The organism is Escherichia sp. WS33 (assembly GCF_046486385.1).
Lineage (GTDB): Bacteria > Pseudomonadota > Gammaproteobacteria > Enterobacterales > Enterobacteriaceae > ECMA0423.
In genome coordinates, this window is sequence record NZ_JBJQLJ010000013.1 from 102950 (window position 1) to 126692 (window position 23743).

The 23743-nt window shown below is 52.1% G+C and carries 23 protein-coding genes and 3 tRNA genes; 12 read left to right on the forward strand and 14 right to left on the reverse strand.

Translation table 11 applies throughout. The features are described 5' to 3' along the window. Window positions 1–3 precede the first annotated feature (3 nt). From amiB to nnr, 3 genes are read right to left on the reverse strand one after another with little or no spacing between them, the layout of a single operon-like run. Entirely contained in the window at window positions 4–1341 is a 1338-nt protein-coding gene (amiB, locus tag ACJHXA_RS12775) for an N-acetylmuramoyl-L-alanine amidase AmiB (protein ID WP_000990321.1), read from the reverse strand. An 18-nt stretch (window positions 1342–1359) separates the two neighbouring features. Beyond that, window positions 1360–1821: a tRNA (adenosine(37)-N6)-threonylcarbamoyltransferase complex ATPase subunit type 1 TsaE gene (tsaE, locus tag ACJHXA_RS12780; protein ID WP_000981977.1), complete on the reverse strand. Its 462-nt coding sequence runs from the start codon at window positions 1819–1821 to the stop codon at window positions 1360–1362. Next, window positions 1793–3340: a bifunctional ADP-dependent NAD(P)H-hydrate dehydratase/NAD(P)H-hydrate epimerase gene (gene nnr / locus ACJHXA_RS12785; protein ID WP_001295189.1), complete on the reverse strand. Its 1548-nt coding sequence runs from the start codon at window positions 3338–3340 to the stop codon at window positions 1793–1795. Before nnr ends, tsaE begins: the two co-directional genes overlap by 29 nt. Here nnr and queG point away from each other — a divergent pair. Next, window positions 3339–4478 carry a tRNA epoxyqueuosine(34) reductase QueG gene (gene queG / locus ACJHXA_RS12790; RefSeq protein WP_001294219.1) on the forward strand — a complete coding sequence of 380 codons (1140 nt, stop codon included), beginning with the start codon at window positions 3339–3341 and terminating at the stop codon, window positions 4476–4478. The two genes, nnr and queG, sit on opposite strands and share 2 nt — an antisense overlap. Here queG and ACJHXA_RS12795 read toward each other — a convergent pair. From ACJHXA_RS12795 to orn, 5 genes are all read right to left on the reverse strand, one after another. Beyond that, a complete protein-coding gene (locus ACJHXA_RS12795; RefSeq protein WP_010723271.1) occupies window positions 4461–4514 on the reverse strand; it encodes a hypothetical protein in 54 nt (17 codons plus the stop codon). The two genes, queG and ACJHXA_RS12795, sit on opposite strands and share 18 nt — an antisense overlap. A 233-nt stretch (window positions 4515–4747) precedes the next feature. Continuing rightward, a tRNA-Gly gene (locus ACJHXA_RS12800) sits at window positions 4748–4823 on the reverse strand. A gap of 35 nt (window positions 4824–4858) precedes the next feature. Next, window positions 4859–4934, reverse strand: a tRNA-Gly gene (locus tag ACJHXA_RS12805). A gap of 36 nt (window positions 4935–4970) precedes the next feature. Beyond that, window positions 4971–5046 (reverse strand) — tRNA-Gly (locus ACJHXA_RS12810). A gap of 210 nt (window positions 5047–5256) precedes the next feature. Next, window positions 5257–5802, reverse strand: a complete 546-nt coding sequence (gene orn, locus ACJHXA_RS12815) for an oligoribonuclease (RefSeq protein ID WP_001295188.1) — start codon at window positions 5800–5802, stop codon at window positions 5257–5259. 94 nt (window positions 5803–5896) lie between these two features. Here orn and rsgA point away from each other — a divergent pair, with 94 nt between their 5' ends. The 3 genes from rsgA to mscM all read left to right on the forward strand — a co-directional run bounded on the left by rsgA (window position 5897) and on the right by mscM (window position 11359). Then, window positions 5897–6949 (forward strand): small ribosomal subunit biogenesis GTPase RsgA, encoded by a 1053-nt coding sequence (gene rsgA / locus ACJHXA_RS12820; protein ID WP_000041970.1) that lies wholly within the window; start codon window positions 5897–5899, stop codon window positions 6947–6949. A gap of 96 nt (window positions 6950–7045) precedes the next feature. Next, window positions 7046–8014, forward strand: a complete 969-nt coding sequence (gene asd, locus ACJHXA_RS12825; RefSeq protein WP_000934920.1) for an archaetidylserine decarboxylase — start codon at window positions 7046–7048, stop codon at window positions 8012–8014. 21 nt (window positions 8015–8035) lie between these two features. Then, a complete protein-coding gene (mscM, locus tag ACJHXA_RS12830) occupies window positions 8036–11359 on the forward strand; it encodes a miniconductance mechanosensitive channel MscM (RefSeq protein WP_001236817.1) in 3324 nt (1107 codons plus the stop codon). Window positions 11360–11509: 150 nt separating this feature from the next. On the opposite strand, the gene yjeM is transcribed toward mscM, so the two are convergent. Next, window positions 11510–13012 carry a glutamate/gamma-aminobutyrate family transporter YjeM gene (yjeM, locus tag ACJHXA_RS12835; RefSeq protein ID WP_001307536.1) on the reverse strand — a complete coding sequence of 501 codons (1503 nt, stop codon included), beginning with the start codon at window positions 13010–13012 and terminating at the stop codon, window positions 11510–11512. Between the two features lie 218 nt (window positions 13013–13230). Next, entirely contained in the window at window positions 13231–14208 is a 978-nt protein-coding gene (gene epmA / locus ACJHXA_RS12840; protein WP_000004771.1) for an elongation factor P--(R)-beta-lysine ligase, read from the reverse strand. 324 nt (window positions 14209–14532) lie between these two features. Between epmA and frdA the strand changes: the two genes are divergently transcribed. The 6 genes from frdA (at window position 14533) to blc (ending at window position 19662) form a co-directional block, all read left to right on the forward strand. Beyond that, complete coding sequence (gene frdA / locus ACJHXA_RS12845) at window positions 14533–16341, forward strand: fumarate reductase (quinol) flavoprotein subunit (RefSeq protein ID WP_001192973.1); 1809 nt, start codon at window positions 14533–14535, stop codon at window positions 16339–16341. Beyond that, the gene (gene frdB, locus ACJHXA_RS12850) at window positions 16334–17068 is read left to right on the forward strand and encodes a fumarate reductase iron-sulfur protein (protein ID WP_000829498.1); all 735 of its coding nucleotides are present in this window, start codon (window positions 16334–16336) and stop codon (window positions 17066–17068) included. Before frdA ends, frdB begins: the two co-directional genes overlap by 8 nt. Before the next feature lie 10 nt (window positions 17069–17078). Next, window positions 17079–17474, forward strand: a complete 396-nt coding sequence (gene frdC, locus ACJHXA_RS12855; protein WP_000208757.1) for a fumarate reductase subunit FrdC — start codon at window positions 17079–17081, stop codon at window positions 17472–17474. Window positions 17475–17484: 10 nt separating this feature from the next. Continuing rightward, window positions 17485–17844, forward strand: a complete 360-nt coding sequence (frdD, locus tag ACJHXA_RS12860) for a fumarate reductase subunit FrdD (RefSeq protein WP_001299198.1) — start codon at window positions 17485–17487, stop codon at window positions 17842–17844. A gap of 62 nt (window positions 17845–17906) precedes the next feature. After that, the gene (locus ACJHXA_RS12865; protein ID WP_001299193.1) at window positions 17907–19040 is read left to right on the forward strand and encodes a BlaEC family class C beta-lactamase; all 1134 of its coding nucleotides are present in this window, start codon (window positions 17907–17909) and stop codon (window positions 19038–19040) included. 88 nt (window positions 19041–19128) lie between these two features. Next, window positions 19129–19662, forward strand: a complete 534-nt coding sequence (gene blc / locus ACJHXA_RS12870; RefSeq protein WP_001238378.1) for a lipocalin Blc — start codon at window positions 19129–19131, stop codon at window positions 19660–19662. Here blc and sugE read toward each other — a convergent pair. From sugE to efp, 4 genes are all read right to left on the reverse strand, one after another. Continuing rightward, window positions 19659–19976 (reverse strand): quaternary ammonium compound efflux SMR transporter SugE, encoded by a 318-nt coding sequence (gene sugE, locus ACJHXA_RS12875; RefSeq protein WP_000118482.1) that lies wholly within the window; start codon window positions 19974–19976, stop codon window positions 19659–19661. The genes blc and sugE overlap by 4 nt on opposite strands. A gap of 174 nt (window positions 19977–20150) precedes the next feature. Continuing rightward, entirely contained in the window at window positions 20151–20297 is a 147-nt protein-coding gene (gene ecnB, locus ACJHXA_RS12880; RefSeq protein ID WP_000239596.1) for a lipoprotein toxin entericidin B, read from the reverse strand. Window positions 20298–20407: 110 nt separating this feature from the next. After that, window positions 20408–20533 (reverse strand): lipoprotein antitoxin entericidin A, encoded by a 126-nt coding sequence (ecnA, locus tag ACJHXA_RS12885; protein ID WP_000977757.1) that lies wholly within the window; start codon window positions 20531–20533, stop codon window positions 20408–20410. A 51-nt stretch (window positions 20534–20584) separates the two neighbouring features. Beyond that, window positions 20585–21151, reverse strand: coding sequence for an elongation factor P (gene efp, locus ACJHXA_RS12890; protein WP_000257278.1), 567 nt, complete (start codon window positions 21149–21151; stop codon window positions 20585–20587). Between the two features lie 41 nt (window positions 21152–21192). Here efp and epmB point away from each other — a divergent pair, with 41 nt between their 5' ends. Beyond that, window positions 21193–22221, forward strand: a complete 1029-nt coding sequence (epmB, locus tag ACJHXA_RS12895) for an EF-P beta-lysylation protein EpmB (RefSeq protein ID WP_000940530.1) — start codon at window positions 21193–21195, stop codon at window positions 22219–22221. A 389-nt stretch (window positions 22222–22610) separates the two neighbouring features. After that, the gene (locus tag ACJHXA_RS12900) at window positions 22611–23480 is read left to right on the forward strand and encodes a YjeJ family protein (protein WP_001008073.1); all 870 of its coding nucleotides are present in this window, start codon (window positions 22611–22613) and stop codon (window positions 23478–23480) included. Window positions 23481–23743 lie beyond the last annotated feature (263 nt).

Consider the following 23743-nt stretch of genomic DNA (forward strand, 5'->3'; position numbering starts at 1 on the left):
TCCTTAGTTTGGCAGCGTGCGATCTGGCGTCGTCACCGTACTGGCAGTTTGTGCCGTTGCCCCCTGCGGCGCAGATTGCATCGGATGCGCAAGGAAATAATTGCGCAGGCCTTTGTAAATGGCTTCTGCCAGCTGTTGTTGGTAATCGTCGCTCGCCAGCAAACGTTCTTCGCTGTTGTTGCTGATAAAACCGGTTTCGACCAGTACTGACGGGATATCCGGCGAACGCAGAACGCCGAGACTCGCGTGTTCTGGTCGGCGTTTATGTATTTCGCCAATGCGTTGCAACTGACTGATCATACTGGTCGCTACATCATACCCTACCCGTTGGGAATGACCGAACTGTAAATCCAGCACCGCCTGGCTTAAATAGGGGTCAGACTGACTGTTCGCCAGCACATCACCCGCCCCACCCAGCAGCTCCGACTGTTTCTCGTGCTGCTCCAGCCAGCTGGCCATTTCGCTGTTGGCGCGACGGTTAGAGAGCACCCATACGGAAGCGCCAGTCGCACTGCGGTTCGGTGCGGCATCAGCGTGAATCGACACGAGGAAATTGGCGTTTTGCTTACGTGCCACATCACTGCGCCCCATCACCGAGATAAAGTAATCCCCGTCACGGGTTAAAACGCCCTTAAACATCGGATCGTCATTGAGCAAAGTACGCAATTTACGCGCGATGGCGATGGTGACATTTTTCTCCCGCGTACCACCGGGGCCGATAGCGCCAGGGTCCTGACCGCCGTGTCCGGCATCAATAGCGATGATAATTTTATCGCCAGTGTTAGCCGTCGCGCGCGCTGCCGGACGCGTTACCGTATTACTGCTGATAACACCCGTAGTGCGGTTACTTTCCGTTTTAAACGGATTGCGCGCCGGTTCGCTGACGCGCGGTGCGACAACCGCAGGCGTTTCAACGCGTTTCGCAACCACGGGCGGCGGAGGAGGAGGTGGCGGCGCATCGGCGTTAATCGTAAAGACGACAGTGTAATTGCTGCCATTCTGCCGCTTCACCGCTTCGGTTTTACCGTTTTCGGTAAGATCGACCACCAGCCGTAGCGTTTGTGCATCTTTAGGCGTTCCAGAGCGAATCGCCTTCACCAGATTATTGCCGCTGAACAACAACGGCAGTCCCTGAATCACGCCCGTTTGTTTGATATCGAGCGCCACGGTGCGTTTGCTTTGATGGCTAAACGCATAATCAGGATCGCCAATAAAACTCAACGTTATCCGCGCCTGTTGATTACCGTTAGAAACCTGAATATCAGAGAGCGTCGCGGCACCCACCGGCGTGCACAGCAGCAGCAGCGTCGCTACCAACCAATTTCTGATGCGATACATCATCCCGCCACCTTTCAAAGGTTAACCGGCTAAACGCGCCAGCAACAATTCACCCGCAGAGGAAACCGCACTCACGCGCGCCTCACGGCCTTGTGCCTGATAATCAATGTGTATTTCGACATCCGGGTCAGGAAGAACACCAGTACCTTGTTGTGGCCACTCCACCAGGCAGATGGCATCGTTGGCAAAATAATCGCGAATCCCCATAAACTCCAGCTCCTCGGGATCGGCAAGGCGGTACAAATCAAAGTGATAAACCATTAAATTGTCGAGCGTATAGGGTTCGACCAGCGTATAAGTGGGGCTTTTGACATTACCCTGATGACCCAGAGCTTGTAAAAAGCCCCGGCTAAAGGTGGTTTTACCTGCGCCTAAATCGCCATACAGATAGATTACGGTTGCGCCATCGCAGGCTTTCGCTACCCGCTCGCCCAGGTCTAATGTTGCCTGCTCATCAGGGAGCGGAATTACTCGATTCATCATGGTTTTTATCAGTCACTTCCGGGTTAACAATACGCTGTAGCGTGGAAAAGAGATCGGTTGCCAGCATCCCGCGCGTTCCAAAACGCGCCGCCAGTACGTCAGCTGCAGCACCGTGCGCGACACAGCCCGCACAGGCGGCATCATACGGCGACAGTTTTTGCCCAAGCAATGCGCCAATAATACCAGAGAGCACATCGCCCATGCCGCCGCTCGCCATGCCTGCATTTCCGGCATCAATAATGCCTAAAGCGTCAGGATGGGCGGCGACCACGGTTCCGGCACCTTTCAGCACCGCTACGCCGCCATAACGTTGTACCAGACGTTTGGCGCAATGTAAGCGGTCACTTTCAATTTCAGCGACGGAACAGCCTAACAACCGTGCGGCCTCGCCAGGATGCGGCGTGATCACGCGATTGTGACGCTTATCGGGATTGATTGCCAGCAGGTTCAATGCATCGGCATCCCACAACATCGGTTTGCGAAAATTCTCAACTTTTTGCAGTGCTTTTTTCCCCCACTCTTGCTGGCCCAGACCGGGACCAATCACCACCACATCGGCCCATTCCAGGCTTTCGGTAAGAGAGTCCATCGTCAGTTCATGCACCATCAATTCCGGTCGTGCAGTCAGCAGCGGCGCAATGTTTTCACTGCGGGTCAGTACTCGGACTAAACCAGCACCAGCACGTAGCGCCGCTTCCCCCGTCATACGAATAGCCCCCGCCGTGCCGTGATCGCCACCGATAATTACCAGCCGCCCGTGATCGCCTTTATGCGAAGTCGGGCGACGCGGTTTTAGCCAGTGAGAAAGTTGTTCTGCCGAAAACCGCTGAATTTTCGTCTCCTGACCTGCCAGCCAACTATCCAGCCCCAGTGAGTCAAAATGCAGTTGTCCGGTAACATCCCGCGCTTTTCCAGTGAGCAAGCCTGGTTTCAGCGCAATAAAAGTGATGGTGTGATCGGCGTTGATCACCGCGCCTGGCGTAGCGCCAGTTTCAGCCAGCAGGCCGGAAGGGATATCAACCGCCACAATCGGCGCAGGATGGGAATTAGCGTGGTCGATTAACTGGCTAATGGATTCGCGGGGCGCTTGCCGCAAACCGGTACCGAGCAGCGCATCAACAATCAGATCTACCGATTCGGGCCAGACAATATTCGAAGCATGGATCTCGCCACCCGCGTTTAACCATGCTTCGCGTGCCAGCGCGGCCTCTTCCGGCAACGGTTTGTCGCTCTCCTGGGCCAACAACGTGACCTCAATGCCGACCGCTTTGGCCAGTCGCGCGACCACGTAGCCATCGCCGCCGTTATTACCATGACCGCACAGCACCAGCCAGTGGCGGGCGTCAGGATACGCCGAACGACACACCTGGAATGCGGCCTCGCCAGCGCGAAGCATCAGCTCATAGAGTGTGAGCCCCAGCACATCTGCCGCCTCGCGTTCTCCGCGGCGGATATCGTCGGCGTACCAGACGGTGTGTGGTATACTTACGGGGTTTTTCTTCATTGTATGGTCCGTCATGTCAGAGCCCCTCGATCTCAATCAGTTAGCGCAAAAAATTAAACAGTGGGGACTGGAACTGGGCTTTCAGCAGGTAGGTATTACCGATACCGATCTCAGCGAGTCCGAGCCCAAACTGCAAGCATGGCTGGACAAACAATACCACGGCGAAATGGACTGGATGGCACGTCACGGTATGCTGCGCGCTCGCCCCCATGAGTTATTGCCCGGTACGCTGCGCGTGATCAGCGTGCGGATGAATTACCTTCCTGCTAACGCCGCATTTGCCAGCACGCTGAAAAACCCCAAACTCGGCTATGTTAGCCGTTATGCGCTGGGCCGTGACTATCACAAACTTCTGCGCAACCGACTCAAAAAGCTGGGCGAGATGATTCAGCAACATTGTGTTTCGCTGAATTTTAGACCGTTTGTCGATTCTGCGCCTATTCTCGAGCGCCCGTTAGCTGAAAAAGCTGGGCTCGGCTGGACAGGTAAGCACTCACTTATCCTCAATCGCGAGGCCGGTTCTTTCTTCTTTTTAGGCGAATTGCTGGTCGATATTCCGCTGCCCGTGGATCAACCAGTCGAGGAAGGATGCGGTAAATGCGTGGCCTGTATGACGATTTGCCCGACCGGTGCCATCGTCGAGCCATATACCGTCGATGCTCGCCGCTGTATCTCTTATCTCACCATCGAACTTGAAGGGGCGATCCCGGAAGAGTTGCGACCGTTAATGGGAAACCGTATTTACGGTTGCGATGACTGCCAGCTTATCTGCCCGTGGAATCGCTATTCACAACTCACCACAGAAGAGGATTTCAGCCCGCGTAAGCCGCTACACGCACCGGAACTCATTGAGTTATTCGCCTGGAGCGAAGAGAAGTTTTTAAAAGTCACGGAAGGATCGGCGATTCGTCGTATTGGTCACCTGCGTTGGCTGCGTAATATCGCCGTAGCATTAGGCAATGCCCCTTGGGATGAAACGATTTTGACAGCGCTGGAAAGTCGTAAAGGTGAGCACCCACTTCTCGATGAGCACATAGCGTGGGCGATTGCGCAGCAAATAGAGAGACGAAATGCGTGCATAGTCGAAGTGCAATTGCCGAAAAAACAGCGTCTGGTTCGGGTGATTGAAAAAGGGTTACCGCGTGACGCCTGATTCATCCACAGCTTGTGAATAAAAATAAAAACGCATTGCAATTCAAGACGAATAAAATCGTCAAGTGATCGACTCGACAAAACGGAATCTTAATTTTTAACTTATCTATCAATAGGTTAAAAAAATACTATTCACCGTGCGAAGTTTCTTTGAAATTAAGATTACAGCCTGAGGCTGTGGATAACTCTGTTTACAAGAGTTTGTCAGAGACAACGAAAACCAGCAATAACGCATCGCATCGCTGTGGATATTTTATTGAGAGAAGAATTTGGAGCGGGAAACGAGACTCGAACTCGCGACCCCGACCTTGGCAAGGTCGTGCTCTACCAACTGAGCTATTCCCGCTTGGGTGGTCTGTGCCTTACAGCACTTTCAAATTTTGGAGCGGGAAACGAGACTCGAACTCGCGACCCCGACCTTGGCAAGGTCGTGCTCTACCAACTGAGCTATTCCCGCTTGGGTGGTCTGTGCTTTGCAGCACTTTTCAAATTTTGGAGCGGGAAACGAGACTCGAACTCGCGACCCCGACCTTGGCAAGGTCGTGCTCTACCAACTGAGCTATTCCCGCGTACTACTTAATTTTGCTTTCGTAATTTTCGCATTTCTGCGTCGTTACGGGAGGCGCATTATACGAGAAATCTTTCCCTCTGCAACCCCCCAAAAAAGTTTTTTTTGCGTTTTTATCTCAAGTGCTGAAATTATCAGCAAGACGTTCAATTTAGCGTCAAAATCACGCCGCCGCAAGTGGATTCCGGCGCTTACGTGACCAGGAAAAATTTTACAGCTTGATAAAATGCTCGCGGTAGTAAGCCAGCTCCGCCACCGATTCACGGATATCATCCATCGCCTGATGCGTCCCCTGCTTGGTAAAACCATCCAGAATTTCCGGCTTCCAGCGGCGCGCCAGCTCTTTCAGGGTGCTGACATCGAGATAACGGTAGTGGAAGTAGGCTTCCAGCTCCGGCATGTATTTAAACAGGAAACGACGGTCCTGACCGATGCTGTTACCGCAAATCGGCGATTTTCCCGCAGGCACCCACTGTTTTAAAAATTCGAGCGTTGCCAGTTCAGCTTCCCGATCGCCCATCGTGCTCGCTTTCACGCGCTCTACCAGCCCGCTGGCGGTATGGGTGCGCACGTTCCAGTCATCCATCAGCGCCAGCTGTTCATCAGACTGGTGTACTGCAATGGTCGGCCCTTCTGCCAGAATATTCAGGTTGGCATCGGTCACCAGCGTGGCAATCTCAATAATGCGATCGCGCTCGGGATCCAGACCGGTCATCTCAAGATCGATCCAAATCAGGTTGTTTTCATTGGCACTCATGCTATTTTCCACCCATTCACAGTGACTATATTGATCCACAATTGCGTGTATCATAGATGTTTTGCCCATCAGGGGCGACCAGGAGTCTGTACGATTGAGTAAAAATAAACTCTCCAAAGGCCAGCAGCGCCGCGTGAACGCCAATCACCAGCGTCGTCTTAAAACGTCTAAGGAGAAGCCCGACTACGACGACAATCTGTTTGGCGAGCCTGATGAAGGTATCGTCATCAGCCGCTTTGGTATGCACGCTGATGTGGAATCCGCCGATGGCGACGTTCACCGCTGCAATATTCGCCGTACCATCCGTTCGCTGGTAACCGGCGACCGCGTAGTCTGGCGTCCGGGTAAACCGGCGGCGGAAGGCGTAAATGTCAAAGGGATCGTGGAAGCGGTGCATGAGCGCACCTCAGTGTTGACGCGTCCGGATTTCTACGACGGCGTGAAACCTATTGCCGCCAACATCGACCAGATTGTCATTGTCTCCGCCATTTTGCCGGAGCTGTCGCTCAATATTATCGACCGTTACCTGGTGGCCTGCGAAACCTTGCAGATTGAGCCGATTATTGTGCTCAATAAGATAGACCTGCTGGACGACGAAGGCATGGCGTTCGTCAACGAGCAGATGGATATCTACCGCAACATTGGTTATCGCGTATTGATGGTTTCCAGCCATACTCAGGATGGGCTAAAACCGCTGGAAGAGGCGTTGACCGGGCGCATCAGCATTTTTGCCGGCCAGTCTGGCGTCGGCAAATCCAGCCTGCTGAACGCGTTGCTGGGGCTGCAAAAAGAGATCCTGACCAACGATGTCTCTGACAACTCGGGTCTCGGTCAGCACACCACGACCGCCGCACGACTGTATCACTTCCCGCACGGCGGTGATGTGATTGATTCCCCTGGTGTGCGTGAGTTCGGCCTCTGGCACCTGGAGCCGGAACAAATCACTCAGGGCTTTGTCGAATTCCATGACTATTTAGGTCTGTGTAAATATCGCGATTGCAAACACGATACCGATCCGGGCTGCGCTATCCGGGAAGCGGTTGAGGAAGGAAAAATCGCGGAAACCCGTTTCGAAAACTATCACCGTATTCTGGAAAGCATGGCGCAGGTAAAAACGCGTAAAAACTTTTCTGATACGGATGACTGACAATTAAGCTAACCGTCGTTAGAATCGTCCCCTTTTTTTCAGGATCCGGCATGTAGGCCGGATCAGGAACGACAAAACAATGGCCTGGAGGCTACCTTGTTAAATTCATTTAAACTTTCGCTACAGTACATTCTGCCGAAACTATGGCTTACTCGCCTGGCGGGTTGGGGCGCAAGCAAGCGGGCAGGATGGCTGACAAAACTGGTTATCGATCTGTTCGTTAAATACTACAAGGTCGACATGAAAGAGGCGCAAAAGCCGGACACCGCCAGCTACCGCACCTTTAACGAATTCTTTGTCCGTCCGCTGCGTGACGAAGTACGCCCAATCGATACCGATCCGAATGTCCTGGTCATGCCTGCCGATGGCGTTATCAGCCAGTTGGGTAAAATCGAAGAAGATAAAATCCTGCAAGCCAAAGGCCACAACTACAGCCTCGAAGCCTTGCTGGCAGGCAACTATCTGATGGCGGACCTGTTCCGCAACGGTACGTTTGTGACCACTTACCTCTCCCCGCGTGACTACCACCGCGTACACATGCCGTGCAACGGTATTCTGCGTGAGATGATCTACGTGCCGGGCGATCTCTTCTCCGTTAACCATCTCACCGCTCAGAACGTGCCGAATCTGTTTGCCCGTAACGAACGCGTGATTTGCCTTTTCGATACCGAATTTGGCCCAATGGCGCAGATTCTGGTCGGAGCGACGATTGTTGGCAGCATTGAGACGGTCTGGGCGGGCACCATTACGCCGCCGCGCGAAGGTATCATCAAGCGCTGGACCTGGCCTGCCGGGGAAAACGACGGTTCTGTGGCACTGCTTAAAGGCCAGGAAATGGGTCGCTTTAAACTCGGTTCCACCGTTATCAACCTGTTTGCACCGGGTAAAGTGAATCTGGTTGAGCAACTGGAAAGCCTGTCTGTCACGAAAATTGGCCAGCCGCTGGCAGTATCTACCGAAACCTTTGTTACGCCAGACGCTGAACCTGCCCCGCTTCCTGCTGAAGAGATCGAAGCAGAACACGACGCCAGCCCATTGGTTGACGACAAAAAAGACCAGGTCTAATCCATCAAAGGAAACGCTGACGTGCGCCTGATTATCACTTTTCTGATGGCCTGGTGCCTCAGTTGGGGGGCGTACGCCGCGACGGCCCCCGATAGCAAACAAATCACCCAGGAACTGGAGCAGGCAAAAGCGGCGAAACCCGCGCAGCCAGAAGTCATAGAGGCACTCCAGTCTGCCTTAAATGCGCTTGAGGAACGAAAAGGTTCCCTTGAGCGCATCAAACAATATCAGCAAGTTATCGATAATTACCCGAAACTCTCCGCTACTCTGCGCGCACAATTAAACAACATGCGTGACGAGCCGCGCAGCGTGTCGCCGGGAATGTCTACCGATGCGCTGAATCAGGAAATTCTCCAGGTCAGCAGTCAGTTGCTGGATAAGAGCCGTCAGGCCCAGCAAGAGCAGGAGCGCGCCCGCGAGATTGCCGATTCACTGAATCAACTGCCGCAACAGCAAACCGATGCCCGCCGTCAGTTAAATGAGATCGAGCGCCGCCTGGGAACGCTTACCGGCAATACTCCGCTCAATCAGGCACAAAATTTCGCGTTGCAGTCTGACTCCGCACGCCTGAAAGCGCTCGTTGATGAACTGGAACTGGCGCAGCTGTCTGCCAATAACCGTCAGGAATTAGCGCGCTTGCGCTCAGAGCTGGCGGAAAAAGAGAGCCAGCAACTGGATGCGTATTTGCAGGCCTTACGTAATCAGTTGAATAGCCAACGTCAGCTTGAGGCGGAGCGGGCGCTGGAAAGTACCGAATTACTGGCAGAAAACAGTGCCGATTTGCCGAAAGATATCGTCGCGCAATTCAAAATTAACCGCGAACTATCGGCGGCACTGAATCAACAGGCGCAGCGGATGGATCTCGTTGCCTCGCAACAGCGCCAGGCCACCAGCCAGACGTTACAGGTCCGGCAGGCGTTGAATACGCTGCGTGAACAGTCGCAATGGCTGGGCTCGTCCAACCTGCTCGGCGAAGCGTTGCGGGCGCAGGTGGCACGGCTGCCGGAAATGCCAAAACCACAACAACTTGATACCGAAATGGCGCAGTTGCGTGTGCAACGGTTACGTTATGAGGATCTGCTTAATAAACAGCCGCAGCTAAGGCAAATTCATCAGGCCGACGGTCAGCCGCTGACCGCCGAGCAAAACCGTATTCTGGAAGCACAGCTACGCACTCAGCGTGAGTTGCTGAACTCATTGTTGCAGGGTGGAGACACGCTACTGCTGGAACTGACCAAGCTGAAAGTCTCCAACGGGCAACTGGAGGATGCGCTGAAAGAGGTGAACGAAGCGACGCACCGCTATCTGTTCTGGACCTCTGACGTGCGCCCGATGACTATCGCCTGGCCGCTGGAAATCGCCCAGGATCTGCGCCGCCTCATCTCGCTGGACACCTTCAGTCAGTTGGGTAAAGCCAGCGTGATGATGCTGACCAGCAAAGAGACGATTTTGCCGCTGTTTGGCGCGTTGATTCTGGTCGGTTGCAGTATTTACTCGCGCCGCTATTTCACCCGTTTTCTTGAACGTTCGGCGGCGAAAGTCGGCAAAGTGACTCAGGATCACTTCTGGCTGACGTTGCGCACTCTTTTCTGGTCGATTCTCGTCGCGTCACCGCTGCCGGTGCTGTGGATGACGCTGGGTTACGGCTTGCGCGAGGCGTGGCCTTATCCGCTGGCGGTCGCGATTGGCGATGGCGTAACGGCCACCGTGCCGCTGCTGTGGGTAGTGATGATTTGCGCCACCTTTGCCCGCCCGAACGGCTTGTTTATCGCTCATTTTGGCTGGCCGCGCGAACGTGTTTCCCGTGGGATGCGCTACTACCTGATGAGCATCGGGCTTATTGTGCCGCTGATTATGGCGCTGATGATGTTCGATAACCTCGACGACCGTGAATTCTCCGGTTCGCTGGGACGGCTTTGCTTTATCCTCATTTGCGGTGCGCTGGCGGTGGTCACCCTCAGCCTGAAAAAGGCCGGGATCCCGCTGTACCTCAACAAAGAGGGCAGCGGCGACAACATTACCAACCATATGCTGTGGAACATGATGATTGGCGCACCACTGGTTGCCATTCTGGCGTCAGCGGTGGGTTATCTGGCAACGGCGCAGGCACTGTTAGCGAGGCTTGAAACCTCGGTTGCCATCTGGTTCCTGCTACTGGTGGTTTATCACGTTATCCGCCGCTGGATGCTGATCCAGCGTCGCAGGCTGGCGTTTGACCGGGCGAAGCATCGCCGGGCAGAGATGTTAGCGCAACGCGCGCGTGGCGAAGAGGAAGCGCATCATCACAGTAGCCCGGAAGGGGCAATTGAAGTCGATGAAAGCGAAGTCGATCTCGATGCCATCAGTGCGCAATCCTTGCGGCTGGTGCGCTCAATTTTGATGTTGATCGCCCTGCTTTCTGTCATTGTGCTGTGGTCAGAAATCCATTCCGCTTTCGGCTTCCTCGAAAATATTTCGCTGTGGGATGTCACCTCCACGGTACAGGGCGTAGAAAGTCTGGAGCCAATTACCCTCGGTGCGGTGCTGATTGCCATTCTGGTGTTTATCATCACCACGCAGCTGGTGCGCAACCTGCCCGCGCTGCTGGAACTGGCGATTTTGCAGCACCTGGATTTAACGCCGGGTACGGGCTACGCCATCACCACCATCACCAAATATCTGCTGATGCTGATTGGCGGGCTGGTCGGCTTCTCGATGATTGGTATTGAGTGGTCGAAATTGCAGTGGCTGGTTGCCGCGCTCGGTGTTGGTCTCGGTTTTGGTTTGCAGGAGATTTTCGCCAACTTTATCTCTGGCCTGATTATCCTGTTCGAAAAACCGATTCGCATTGGCGATACGGTAACGATCCGCGATCTTACCGGTAGCGTGACGAAAATTAACACCCGCGCCACCACCATCAGCGACTGGGACCGTAAAGAGATAATCGTGCCGAACAAGGCGTTTATTACCGAGCAGTTTATCAACTGGTCGCTCTCTGACTCGGTCACGCGCGTGGTGTTGACGATACCGGCCCCTGCCGATGCCAATAGCGAAGAAGTGACGGAAATCCTGCTCACCGCAGCGCGTCGCTGCTCGCTGGTGATCGACAACCCGGCACCGGAAGTCTTCCTGGTGGATCTGCAACAGGGGATTCAGATTTTCGAGCTGCGTATTTACGCCGCTGAGATGGGTCACCGTATGCCGCTACGCCATGAGATCCACCAGCTGATTCTGGCAGGCTTCCACGCCCACGGTATCGATATGCCATTCCCGCCCTTCCAGATGCGTCTGGAAAGCCTCAACGGTAAGCAAACGGGGAGAACATTAACTTCTGCGGGCAAAGGTCGTCAGGCGGGAAGTTTGTAATGCATGAAGCTGCCAAATGATGTCAACGTGGCTCATTTAGCAGCTTAACATCATCTTCAGTTATCACCGGCCCTGGAGAGTATCATCCATACGCATTACTTCCTGACAACTCATCGCCGGAGAGACGATGAGTTGCAGGATTTCATATGATCAGTCGAGAGCTAACTCAGGTTTATTCGCCATGCGACTGCAATAGTTCTGGTAAATCGCCATCGCTAACAGCGAGAAGAAGACAGGGCCGCCAATCATCCACAATGTGCTGTCCCAGTCTCCGGCTTCAACCACAGGTTGAATGATGGTGAAGACGTTCGCAAATGTCACCACCAGTACGACAACCACTGTCGCAATCATTGCCGACAAATGCGTTTTGAAAATCACAAACGGTCTGTCGAGATCCTGACGTGCTTTAAAGAACGGGAAAGCCAGCGCGAGGAACAGGTAAGGAAGCGTCATAGACACGTTCGCCATCAGCGTCAGCTTGTTAAAGAACGCCGATGCGGTACCGCCACCAAACGAAACCAGCAGGATGAAGACAGTAACCAACCCGCACTGCATCCACATGGCGATAGAAGGCATCCCCATCGCATTCAGGCGCGTCATCGGTTCCGGCCACAACGCTTTCGGCGTCCCCTGGATGATGGCTTTCAGCGGTGAATAGCAAAGCGTAAAGAACGCCCCGGTATAAGCGAGGAACATCGAAAGTCCGGTAATACGCGCAAACCATACACCCAGCGACAATGACGCTTCAGGTGACAAATGCAGTGCGTTACCCAGCGTCACCCCGAGGCTCTTCATCAGCACATAGGTAATATTGCCGAGGTTAACGGAACCATTACTTAATACCTGCTGCCAGTTTGTGCTGACACCCCATAAAAATATTGCCAGCGAATAACCGATTGAAATAACAATAGCGGCAAAAACAATACCTTTGGCAAAGTTCTTTTCTGGATTTTCCGTTTTATCGACCAGACCACCAACCGCTTCAATTCCGCCATAGGCAAAAATAGCAAATACCACAAACGATAGCATTGCCAGACCGGACTGATAACCTGGGTTCGGTGATGCAAGGAAATTAATATCCTGCGCGAAATGCCCACCATTTAATAACAAAATAGTAATGCTTACTAACAGCAATACTAAATTCAGACACATTACTGCAATACCGCCCACCGCAGTAATGCGGGCAATTTTATTAATCCCCTTTGAAGCAACGACGGTGACCAGAATCATCCATGCCACTGCCAGCAGACCAACCACCTGCGTAGGCTCCAGTCCAGCAATACGCCAGTGCTGGGTCATGTCGCTACCATAGAGGAATGTTGAGAACGGTACCCAAACTTTCGCGGAGGTACTCACCATCCAGATGATATAAGAGGAAAACCACATAAACGTACCAATGAAGGCAAAACGTGGTCCGACACTATTATTCATCCAGGAATAGATACCACCTTCTTCTTTGCGATAGGCAGCTCCCATTTCAGCCATCATTAAGGCGAATGGAATAAAGAATAACAATGCAGAAAATATATAAAAGGGAATCGCACTATAACCCATTAAGTAATAAGCCGATGGGCTATTGGCAAATCCAAATACGGAAGTAAAGATCATCAATATGAGTCCTATCAGACTCATCTTTTTTATCGTGTGAGGCATGAAACCATCCTTCATTTCAGCGCGTGTATAAAACGCGCCCACTGAACTGCACTGCCCAACATTGAGCGGGCAGCGTAAAAACCAATACAGAATTGATACCTGGATGATATCAAATATCCAGTCTTAAATTGTGGCCTTTAACGGAAAAATGAAAACATATGCTACAGAATGGCGCTTATCACGCCATTCTTCGCTGTTAATTCAGTAATTTTTCAGAATTATGCCCGGTCAACGCTAAAGGCGATGACTTCAGCCAGTGTCTCCGCGCCCAGCGCCAACATCACCAGACGATCAACACCTAATGCCACGCCGGAACAGTCAGGCATACCGACTTTCAAGGCTTCAATCAGATTCTGGTCAATGGGGTGCTGCGGCAAACCGCGCGCCGCGCGCTTACGGTTATCTTGTTCAAAGCGTTGTTGCTGCTCACGGGCATCCGTCAATTCATGGAAACCATTCGCCAGCTCAATACCTTTATAATAAACCTCAAAGCGTTCAGCGACCCGATGATCTTCGGTACTGATTTGCGCCAGTGATGCCTGGCTGGCTGGAAAGTGGTACACAAAGGTCGGTTTTTCTTTGCCAATATTTGGCTCTACGCCAAAGGTAAACAGCAATTGTAGCAGCGTGTCGCGGTCTTCTTCGGTATCAGCAACATTGCTCAAATCCAGTTTCGCTGCGACTTCCCGCAGTTGCGTTTTGTCGGCAGAGAGCGGGTCAATTTCCAGATAACGCAAGAAAGCTTGTTGATAAGAAAGGCTTTCTGCTGCCGGGCAGTCCAGCACCTGTTGTAAGAGATCGTCCACCTCGTTCATCAACCGGTACATATCATAGTGCGGTCGATACCACTCCAGCATAGTGAACTCAGGGTTGTGATAACGCCCCATCTCTTCATTACGGAAGCTGCGGCACAGCTGGAATACCGGCCCACAACCGGCAACCAGCAGGCGTTTCATATGGTATTCCGGGCTGGTCATTAACCAGAGATTCATCCCCTGCGAATGCCCGGGGCCAACGAAACGTGTCTCAAACGGGACCAAATGAATATCGGTTACCGTCGCCTGGCTCATACAAGGCGTCTCCACCTCCAGCACTCCACGATCGGCAAAGAAACGACGGATCTCCGCCATAATCGCCGCGCGTTTTAATAAGTTAGGAATGGATGCGCTCGGCTGCCAGGATGCCGTTTCGCTCATAGTTAAATCTCCAGTTTTTGACAAGGGCACGAAGTCTACTCGCAACGCGACGGCGAGACAAATTTTACGCAGGAATCAAACAGCGGTGGGCAGTGACTAAAAAAAGCACGATCTGATGGTTTAGTAATTAAATTAATCATCTTCAGTGATAATTTAGCCCTCTTGCGCACTAAAAAAATCGATCTCGTCAAATTTCAGACTTATCCATCAGACTATACTGTTGTACCTATAAAGGAGCAGTGGAATAGCGTTCGCAGACCGTAACTTTCAGGCACTTACCCTGAAGTACGGGGCTGTGGGATAAAAACAATCTGGAGGAATGTCGTGCAAACCTTTCAAGCCGATCTTGCCATTGTAGGCGCCGGTGGCGCGGGATTACGTGCTGCAATTGCTGCCGCGCAGGCAAATCCAAATGCAAAAATCGCACTAATCTCAAAAGTATACCCGATGCGTAGCCATACCGTTGCTGCAGAAGGGGGCTCCGCCGCTGTCGCGCAGGATCATGACAGCTTCGAATATCACTTTCACGATACAGTAGCGGGTGGCGACTGGTTGTGTGAGCAGGATGTCGTGGATTATTTCGTCCACCACTGCCCAACCGAAATGACCCAACTGGAACTGTGGGGGTGCCCATGGAGCCGTCGCCCGGATGGTAGCGTCAACGTACGTCGCTTCGGCGGCATGAAAATCGAGCGCACCTGGTTCGCCGCCGATAAGACCGGCTTCCATATGCTGCACACGCTGTTCCAGACCTCTCTGCAATTCCCGCAGATCCAGCGTTTTGACGAACATTTCGTGCTGGATATTCTGGTTGATGATGGTCATGTTCGCGGCCTGGTAGCAATGAACATGATGGAAGGCACGCTGGTGCAGATCCGTGCTAACGCGGTCGTTATGGCTACTGGCGGTGCGGGTCGCGTTTATCGTTACAACACCAACGGCGGCATCGTTACCGGTGACGGTATGGGTATGGCGCTAAGCCACGGCGTTCCGCTGCGTGACATGGAATTCGTTCAGTATCACCCAACCGGTCTGCCAGGTTCCGGTATCCTGATGACCGAAGGCTGCCGCGGTGAAGGCGGTATTCTGGTCAACAAAAATGGCTACCGTTATCTGCAAGATTACGGCATGGGCCCGGAAACTCCGCTGGGCGAGCCGAAAAACAAATATATGGAACTGGGTCCACGCGACAAAGTTTCTCAGGCCTTCTGGCACGAATGGCGTAAAGGCAACACCATCTCCACGCCGCGTGGCGATGTGGTTTATCTCGACCTGCGTCACCTCGGCGAGAAAAAACTGCATGAACGTCTGCCGTTCATCTGCGAACTGGCGAAAGCGTACGTTGGCGTCGATCCGGTTAAAGAACCGATTCCGGTACGTCCGACCGCACACTACACCATGGGCGGTATCGAAACCGATCAGAACTGTGAAACCCGCATTAAAGGTCTGTTCGCCGTGGGTGAATGTTCCTCTGTTGGTCTGCACGGTGCAAACCGTCTGGGCTCCAACTCCCTGGCGGAACTGGTGGTCTTCGGCCGTCTGGCCGGTGAACAAGCGACAGAGCGTGCAGCAACTGCCGGTAATGGCAACGAAGCGGCAATTGAAGCGCAGGCAGCTGGCGTTGAACAACGTCTGAAAGATCTGGTTAACCAGGATGGCGGCGAAAACTGGGCGAAGATCCGCGACGAAATGGGTCTGGCTATGGAAGAAGGTTGCGGTATCTACCGTACGCCGGAACTGATGCAGAAAACCATCGACAAGCTGGCAGAGCTGCAGGAACGCTTCAAGCGCGTGCGCATCACCGACACCTCCAGCGTGTTCAACACCGACCTGCTCTACACCATTGAACTGGGCCACGGTCTGAACGTTGCTGAATGTATGGCGCACTCCGCAATGGCACGTAAAGAGTCCCGCGGCGCACACCAGCGTCTGGACGAAGGTTGCACCGAGCGTGACGACGTCAACTTCCTCAAACACACCCTCGCCTTCCGCGATGCTGATGGCACGACTCGCCTGGAGTACAGCGACGTGAAGATTACTACGCTGCCGCCAGCTAAACGCGTTTACGGTGGCGAAGCGGATGCAGCCGATAAGGCGGAAGCAGCCAATAAGAAGGAGAAGGCGAATGGCTGAGATGAAAAACCTGAAAATTGAGGTGGTGCGCTATAACCCGGAAGTCGATACCGCACCGCATAGCGCATTCTATGAAGTGCCTTATGACGCAACTACCTCATTACTGGATGCGCTGGGCTACATCAAAGACAACCTGGCACCGGACCTGAGTTACCGCTGGTCCTGCCGTATGGCGATTTGTGGTTCCTGCGGCATGATGGTTAACAACGTGCCAAAACTGGCATGTAAAACCTTCCTGCGTGATTACACCGACGGTATGAAGGTTGAAGCGTTAGCTAACTTCCCGATTGAACGCGATCTGGTGGTCGATATGACCCACTTCATCGAAAGTCTGGAAGCGATCAAACCGTACATCATCGGCAACTCCCGCACCGCGGATCAGGGTACTAACATCCAGACCCCGGCGCAGATGGCAAAGTATCACCAGTTCTCCGGTTGCATCAACTGTGGTCTGTGCTACGCCGCGTGCCCGCAGTTTGGCCTGAACCCAGAGTTCATCGGTCCGGCTGCCATTACGCTGGCGCATCGTTATAACGAAGATAGCCGCGACCACGGTAAGAAGGAGCGTATGGCGCAGTTGAACAGCCAGAACGGCGTATGGAGCTGTACTTTCGTGGGCTATTGCTCCGAAGTCTGCCCGAAACACGTCGATCCGGCTGCGGCCATTCAGCAGGGCAAAGTAGAAAGTTCGAAAGACTTTCTTATCGCGACCCTGAAACCACGCTAAGGAGTGCAACATGACGACTAAACGTAAACCGTATGTACGGCCAATGACGTCCACCTGGTGGAAAAAATTGCCGTTTTATCGCTTTTACATGCTGCGCGAAGGCACGGCGGTTCCGGCTGTGTGGTTCAGCATTGAACTGATTTTCGGGCTGTTTGCCCTGAAAAATGGCCCGGAAGCCTGGGCGGGATTCGTCGACTTTTTACAAAACCCGGTTATCGTGATCATTAACCTGATCACTCTGGCGGCAGCTCTGCTGCATACCAAAACCTGGTTTGAACTGGCACCGAAAGCAGCCAATATCATTGTAAAAGACGAAAAAATGGGACCAGAGCCAATTATCAAAAGTCTCTGGGCGGTAACTGTGGTTGCCACCATCGTAATCCTGTTTGTTGCCCTGTACTGGTAAGGAGCCTGAGATGATTAATCCAAATCCAAAGCGTTCTGACGAACCGGTATTCTGGGGCCTCTTCGGGGCCGGTGGTATGTGGAGCGCAATTATTGCGCCGGTGATGATCCTGCTGGTGGGTATTCTGCTGCCACTGGGGCTGTTTCCGGGTGATGCGCTGAGCTACGAGCGCGTTCTGGCGTTCGCGCAGAGCTTCATTGGTCGCGTATTCCTGTTCCTGATGATCGTTCTGCCGCTGTGGTGTGGTTTACACCGTATGCACCACGCGATGCACGATCTGAAAATTCACGTGCCTGCGGGCAAATGGGTTTTCTACGGTCTGGCTGCTATCCTGACAGTTGTCACGCTGATTGGTATCGTTACAATCTAACGTATCGCCAATGTAAATCCGGCCCGCCTATGGCGGGCCGTTTTGTATGGAAACCAGACCTTATGTTCAAAACGACGCTCTGCGCCTTATTAATTACCGCCTCTTGCTCCACATTTGCTGCCCCTCAACAAATCAACGATATTGTGCATCGCACAATTACCCCGCTTATAGAGCAACAAAAGATCCCCGGTATGGCGGTGGCGGTAATTTATCAGGGTAAACCTTATTACTTTACCTGGGGCTATGCGGACATCGCCAAAAAGCAGCCCGTCACACAGCAAACGTTGTTTGAGTTAGGTTCGGTCAGCAAAACATTTACGGGCGTGCTTGGTGGCGACGCTATTGCTCGAGGGGAAATCAAGTTAAGCGATCCCACAACAAAATACTGGCCTGAACTTACCGCTAAACAGTGGAATGGGATCACACTATTACATCTCGCAACCTACACTGCTGGCGGCCTGCCATTGCAGGTGCCGGATGAGGTGAAATCCTCAAGCGACTTGCTGCGCTTCTATCAAAACTGGCAGCCTGCATGGGCGCCAGGAACACAACGTCTGTATGCCAACTCCAGTATCGGTTTGTTCGGCGCACTGGCTGTGAAGCCGTCTGGTTTGAGTTTTGAGCAGGCGATGCAAACACGTGTCTTCCAGCCACTCAAACTCAACCATACGTGGATTAATGTACCGCCCGCAGAAGAAAAGAATTACGCCTGGGGATATCGCGAAGGCAAGGCAGTTCATGTTTCGCCAGGGGCGTTAGATGCTGAAACTTATGGTGTGAAGTCGACCATTGAAGATATGGCCTGCTGGGTACGAAGCAATATGAATCCCCGTGATATCAACGACAAAACACTTCAGCAAGGGATACAACTGGCACAATCTCGCTACTGGCAAACCGGCGATATGTATCAGGGCCTGGGCTGGGAAATGCTGGACTGGCCGGTAAATCCTGACAGCATCATTAACGGCAGTGGCAATAAAATTGCACTGGCAGCACACCCCGTAAAAGCGATTACGCCCCCAACTCCTGCAGTACGCGCATCATGGGTACATAAAACAGGGGCAACCGGCGGATTTGGTAGCTATGTCGCGTTTATTCCAGAAAAAGAGCTGGGTATAGTGATGCTGGCTAACAAAAACTATCCCAATCCAGCGAGAGTCGCCGCCGCCTGGCAGATTCTCAACGCTCTACAGTAAAATTTCATCGGGTCCGAATTTTCGGACCTTTTCTGCGCTTTTCCTTGCTGTCATCTACACTTAGAAAAAAACCAGTAAGGAAACATTTATGCGCCTGCTCCCTCTCGTTGCCGCAGCGACAGCTGCATTTCTGGTCGTTGCCTGCAGTTCTCCTACGCCGCCGCGTGGCGTAACAGTAGTGAATAATTTCGACGCCAAACGTTATCTCGGTACCTGGTATGAGATTGCCCGTTTTGATCACCGTTTTGAACGTGGACTGGAAAAAGTCACCGCAACATACAGCCTGCGTGATGACGGCGGCCTGAATGTCATTAATAAAGGCTATAACCCTGACAGAGGAATGTGGCAGCAGAGTGAAGGGAAAGCGTACTTTACCGGCGCACCAACTCGCGCTGCGCTGAAAGTGTCATTCTTTGGTCCTTTCTATGGCGGTTATAACGTTATTGCACTCGATCGGGAATACCGCCATGCGCTGGTTTGCGGCCCGGACCGCGACTACCTGTGGATACTCTCCCGCACGCCAACCATTTCTGACGAAGTGAAACAGGAGATGCTGGCAGTCGCGACCCGGGAAGGGTTTGATGTCAGTAAGTTTATTTGGGTACAGCAGCCCGGTAGTTAGTGAGTGCTGAGTTTCAGACCAATAATCCCCAATACGATTAACGCCAGACTCGCCAGGCGCATCGGGTTAGCGGACTCACCGAGCAGCACAATGCCGGTGATGGCCGCGCCGACTGCGCCAATACCCGTCCACACGGCATAAGCCGTCCCTACCGGTAACGATTTCATCGCCCAGGCAAGTAGCGCCATACTGACTATCATCGCCGTCACAGTAATAACACTTGGCGTCAAACGACTAAAGCCGTGGGTATATTTCAGGCCAACGGCCCATACCACTTCCAGCAGACCAGCAATAACTAAGATAATCCAGGACATATCAGGCTCCGGAGAATTGGGGCCGTCCCCGGTGAAAAGAGGCGTTTGCAGGTCGTCCTGCAAAGCTGATGGTTGAACGGATATTTTGCCAGGTGGCAGGGGAATTTCAACTATTACCTTTGTGACTATCGCAAAAAAACAAACGGCACGACATAACTGTCGTACCGTTATTGCTTATTGCTGCGCTTTCGTTGCTGCACCAGAAATCGCGTTACCGCCATCAGAAATGTCTTCACCAACGCCACGCGTGGTGTTGCAGGCAGTTAATACTGTTGAAAGCACCAGAACAGAAAAGATCGCTGCAATTGTCTTCTTCACCATAACGTCTTCCTTTTAGGTAATGTTATTTATGTTTGCCTATAGCAAATTAATAATAGACAACATCGCCAAAAATGATGGAAATCTGATGATTTTTCGGAAGAGAAGAAAAATTAGCTGGCAGCGCGAGAGATGGAGTTGCCGAGATGTTTGATGTCTTCGCCGAAACCGCGAGCGGTGTTACAGCCCGTGAGCAGCGTGCTGGCAAGCAAAACAAGAACGATAAGGCGTTTCATCATCTCTGACCTGAATAAGTGATGGTGCAGCCTGCAGGCCGCACCACAACCGCATTACTTCACGCGAGAGACGTATTCACCAGAGCGGGTATCCACTTTGATGACTTCGCCGATTTGTACGAACAGCGGAACTTTAACCACAGCGCCAGTAGACAGGGTAGCCGGTTTGCCGCCAGTACCTGCGGTATCACCTTTCAGGCCCGGATCGGTATCAACGATTTCCAGTTCAACGAAGTTCGGCGGAGTAACGGAGATCGGCTGACCATTCCACAGAGTTACGATACACTCTGCCTGATCCAGCAGCCATTTAGCGTTGTCGCCAATTGCTTTTGCATCAGCAGACAGCTGCTCGAAAGTTTCGTTGTTCATGAAGTGCCAGAACTCACCGTCGTTGTACAGGTAAGTCAGGTTCATATCGACAACATCAGCGCCTTCAGCGGAATCAGTAGATTTGAAGGTTTTTTCTACGCGAGTACCGGTCAGCAGACGACGCAGTTTAACGCGAGCAAATGCCTGGCCTTTACCCGGTTTTACGAATTCACTCGCTTCAACCGCGTAAGGTTCGCCGTCTAACATGATTTTAAGACCAGCACGAAAATCGTTGCTATAGTACGTTGCCATAAGGCCCTCTGAAATTTGTTAATTGGTAGCTAAGCCACAAAATGGCGCATATTGTAACCCTAAATACCCCATCCAGAGAAGATTGGTTAACGCAACTTGCCGATGTTGTGACCGATCCTGATGAACTTCTGCGTCTTTTGAATATAGACGCGGACGAAAAACTGTTGGCCGGACGCAGCGCCAAAAAGCTGTTTGCCCTGCGTGTGCCCCGCTCATTTATCGATCGCATGGAGAAAGGCAATCCGGACGATCCTCTTTTGCGTCAGGTACTTACCTCGCAAGATGAGTTTGTCGTCGCGTCCGGATTCTCCACCGACCCGCTGGAAGAACAGCACAGCGTAGTGCCTGGTTTGTTGCATAAATACCACAACCGGGCGCTTTTGCTGGTCAAAGGCGGCTGCGCGGTAAATTGCCGCTATTGCTTCCGTCGCCACTTCCCCTATGCCGAAAATCAGGGCAACAAGCGTAACTGGCAGACTGCTCTTGAGTATGTTGCTGCGCATCCGGAACTGGACGAGATGATTTTCTCCGGCGGCGATCCGCTGATGGCGAAAGATCACGAGCTGGACTGGTTGCTCACACAACTGGAAGCCATCCCGCATATCAAACGTCTGCGGATTCACAGCCGTCTGCCGATTGTGATCCCGGCACGTATCACCGAGGCGCTGGTTGAACGCTTTGCCCGTTCTACGCTGCAAATCTTGCTGGTGAATCACATCAATCATGCCAATGAGGTAGATGAAACGTTCCGTCAGGCGATGGCTAAATTGCGCCGTGTCGGTGTCACCCTGCTTAACCAGAGCGTTCTGTTACGTGGTGTGAACGATAACGCACAAACGCTGGCAAACCTGAGTAATGCGTTGTTCGATGCCGGCGTGATGCCGTATTACCTGCATGTGCTAGATAAAGTACAGGGCGCGGCGCATTTTATGGTGAGTGATGACGAAGCACGGCAGATTATGCGTGAGTTGCTGACACTGGTGTCGGGTTATCTGGTGCCGAAACTGGCGCGAGAAATCGGCGGCGAACCCAGCAAAACGCCGCTGGATCTCCAGCTACGCCAGCAGTAACTGATTAAACAGGGAAGTTAAACATTAGCCTGATGCGCTACGCTTATCAGGCCTACATTGTGCATTGAAATTGAATGGATTTGCAATGAACTGTAGGCCGGATAAGGCGTTTACGCCGCATCCGGCAAGAGCAACAAACGCAAGTACAGCAACCTGTCATTAAACTGGGAAATTTAATCTTTGCCCGTTGCATAACCTTTAATTATTCATATACATTGCTGTTGTTACTCTTTATATAGCCAACACCAATAATTAACCTTTCTTTTCTGTTTATATAGAGTGAGTACGGCTATTTATGTTATTTTAACAACTATTACTACCAAGCCCATTTATCTGGCTTATAAATTAAAATTAATTATTTAATTGAGAAATGGTTAGGGAGAACCTACATGGCCATAAGCATCAAGGGTGTTAATACCGGTGTTATTCGCAAGAGTAATAATTTCATTGCACTGGCGCTGAAAATTAAAGAACCTCGCAATAAAGAATCGTTGTTCTTTATGTCTGTCATGGAACTGCGCGACCTGCTGATTGCGCTGGAAAGTCGTATGCATCAAAAGCATAAACTGGATGCTGCTGCACGCCTTCAGTATGAGCAAGCTCGCGATAAAGTCATTAAGAAAATGGCAGAAAACATCCCAGAAATTCTGGTTGATGAGCTTAAAAATGCCGATATTAATCGTCGGGTTAACACGCTGGAACTTACCGATAATCAAGGCGAAAATCTTACCTTCGTATTAACGCTACATGACGGTAGCAAATGTGAGTTAGTCGTCAATGAGTTGCAGATTGAAATGCTGGCGCGAGCAATCATTCATGCAATTAATAATGCGGAAATGCGTGAACTGGCATTACGTATTACCTCACTGTTAGATTTCCTGCCGTTATATGACGTTGACTGCCAGGAAAATGGCAATCTGGAATATGACACCTATTCCCAACCGGAATGGAAACATAACCTGTTCGACCATTATCTGGCGGTGCTTTACCGCTTTAAAGATGAAAGTGGCAAAGAACAATTTAGCGGCGCAGTGGTGAAAACGCGTGAAGCAACGCCGGGTAAAGAAATAGAGGCGATCACTCGCCGAATGCTTGATTTCAGCCAACGACTGAAAAAACTCGCGGGTGTGCCATGTCAGGTCTATGTTCGCACCGTAGCGGCGAATAACGCCCAACCGCTAACCCAGGATCAATGCTTACGCGCGCTGCATCACTTACGTGTTCAATCCACCAGCAAAACTGCACCACAGGCGAAATAATCTCATCTTTGCTAATGCGAGGCTGGAGCCATCCAGCCTGAAATGACTGATAACGTGATCGTTGGTCATGCCGGATGCGGCGTAAACGCCTTATCCGGCCTACAAATTCTCAAGCATTCAATCAGTTGCAATGCCTGCTGTAGATACTGTTATGGCCTGCAAGTTTTTTCCTGGTCCGGTTTCCCGGATTGCAGGCATGCCAGACACAGCGCCGTCAGGCGCTGTTTTTTTCATCCCTTCCGCGATTTTTACGCCGCTACCGG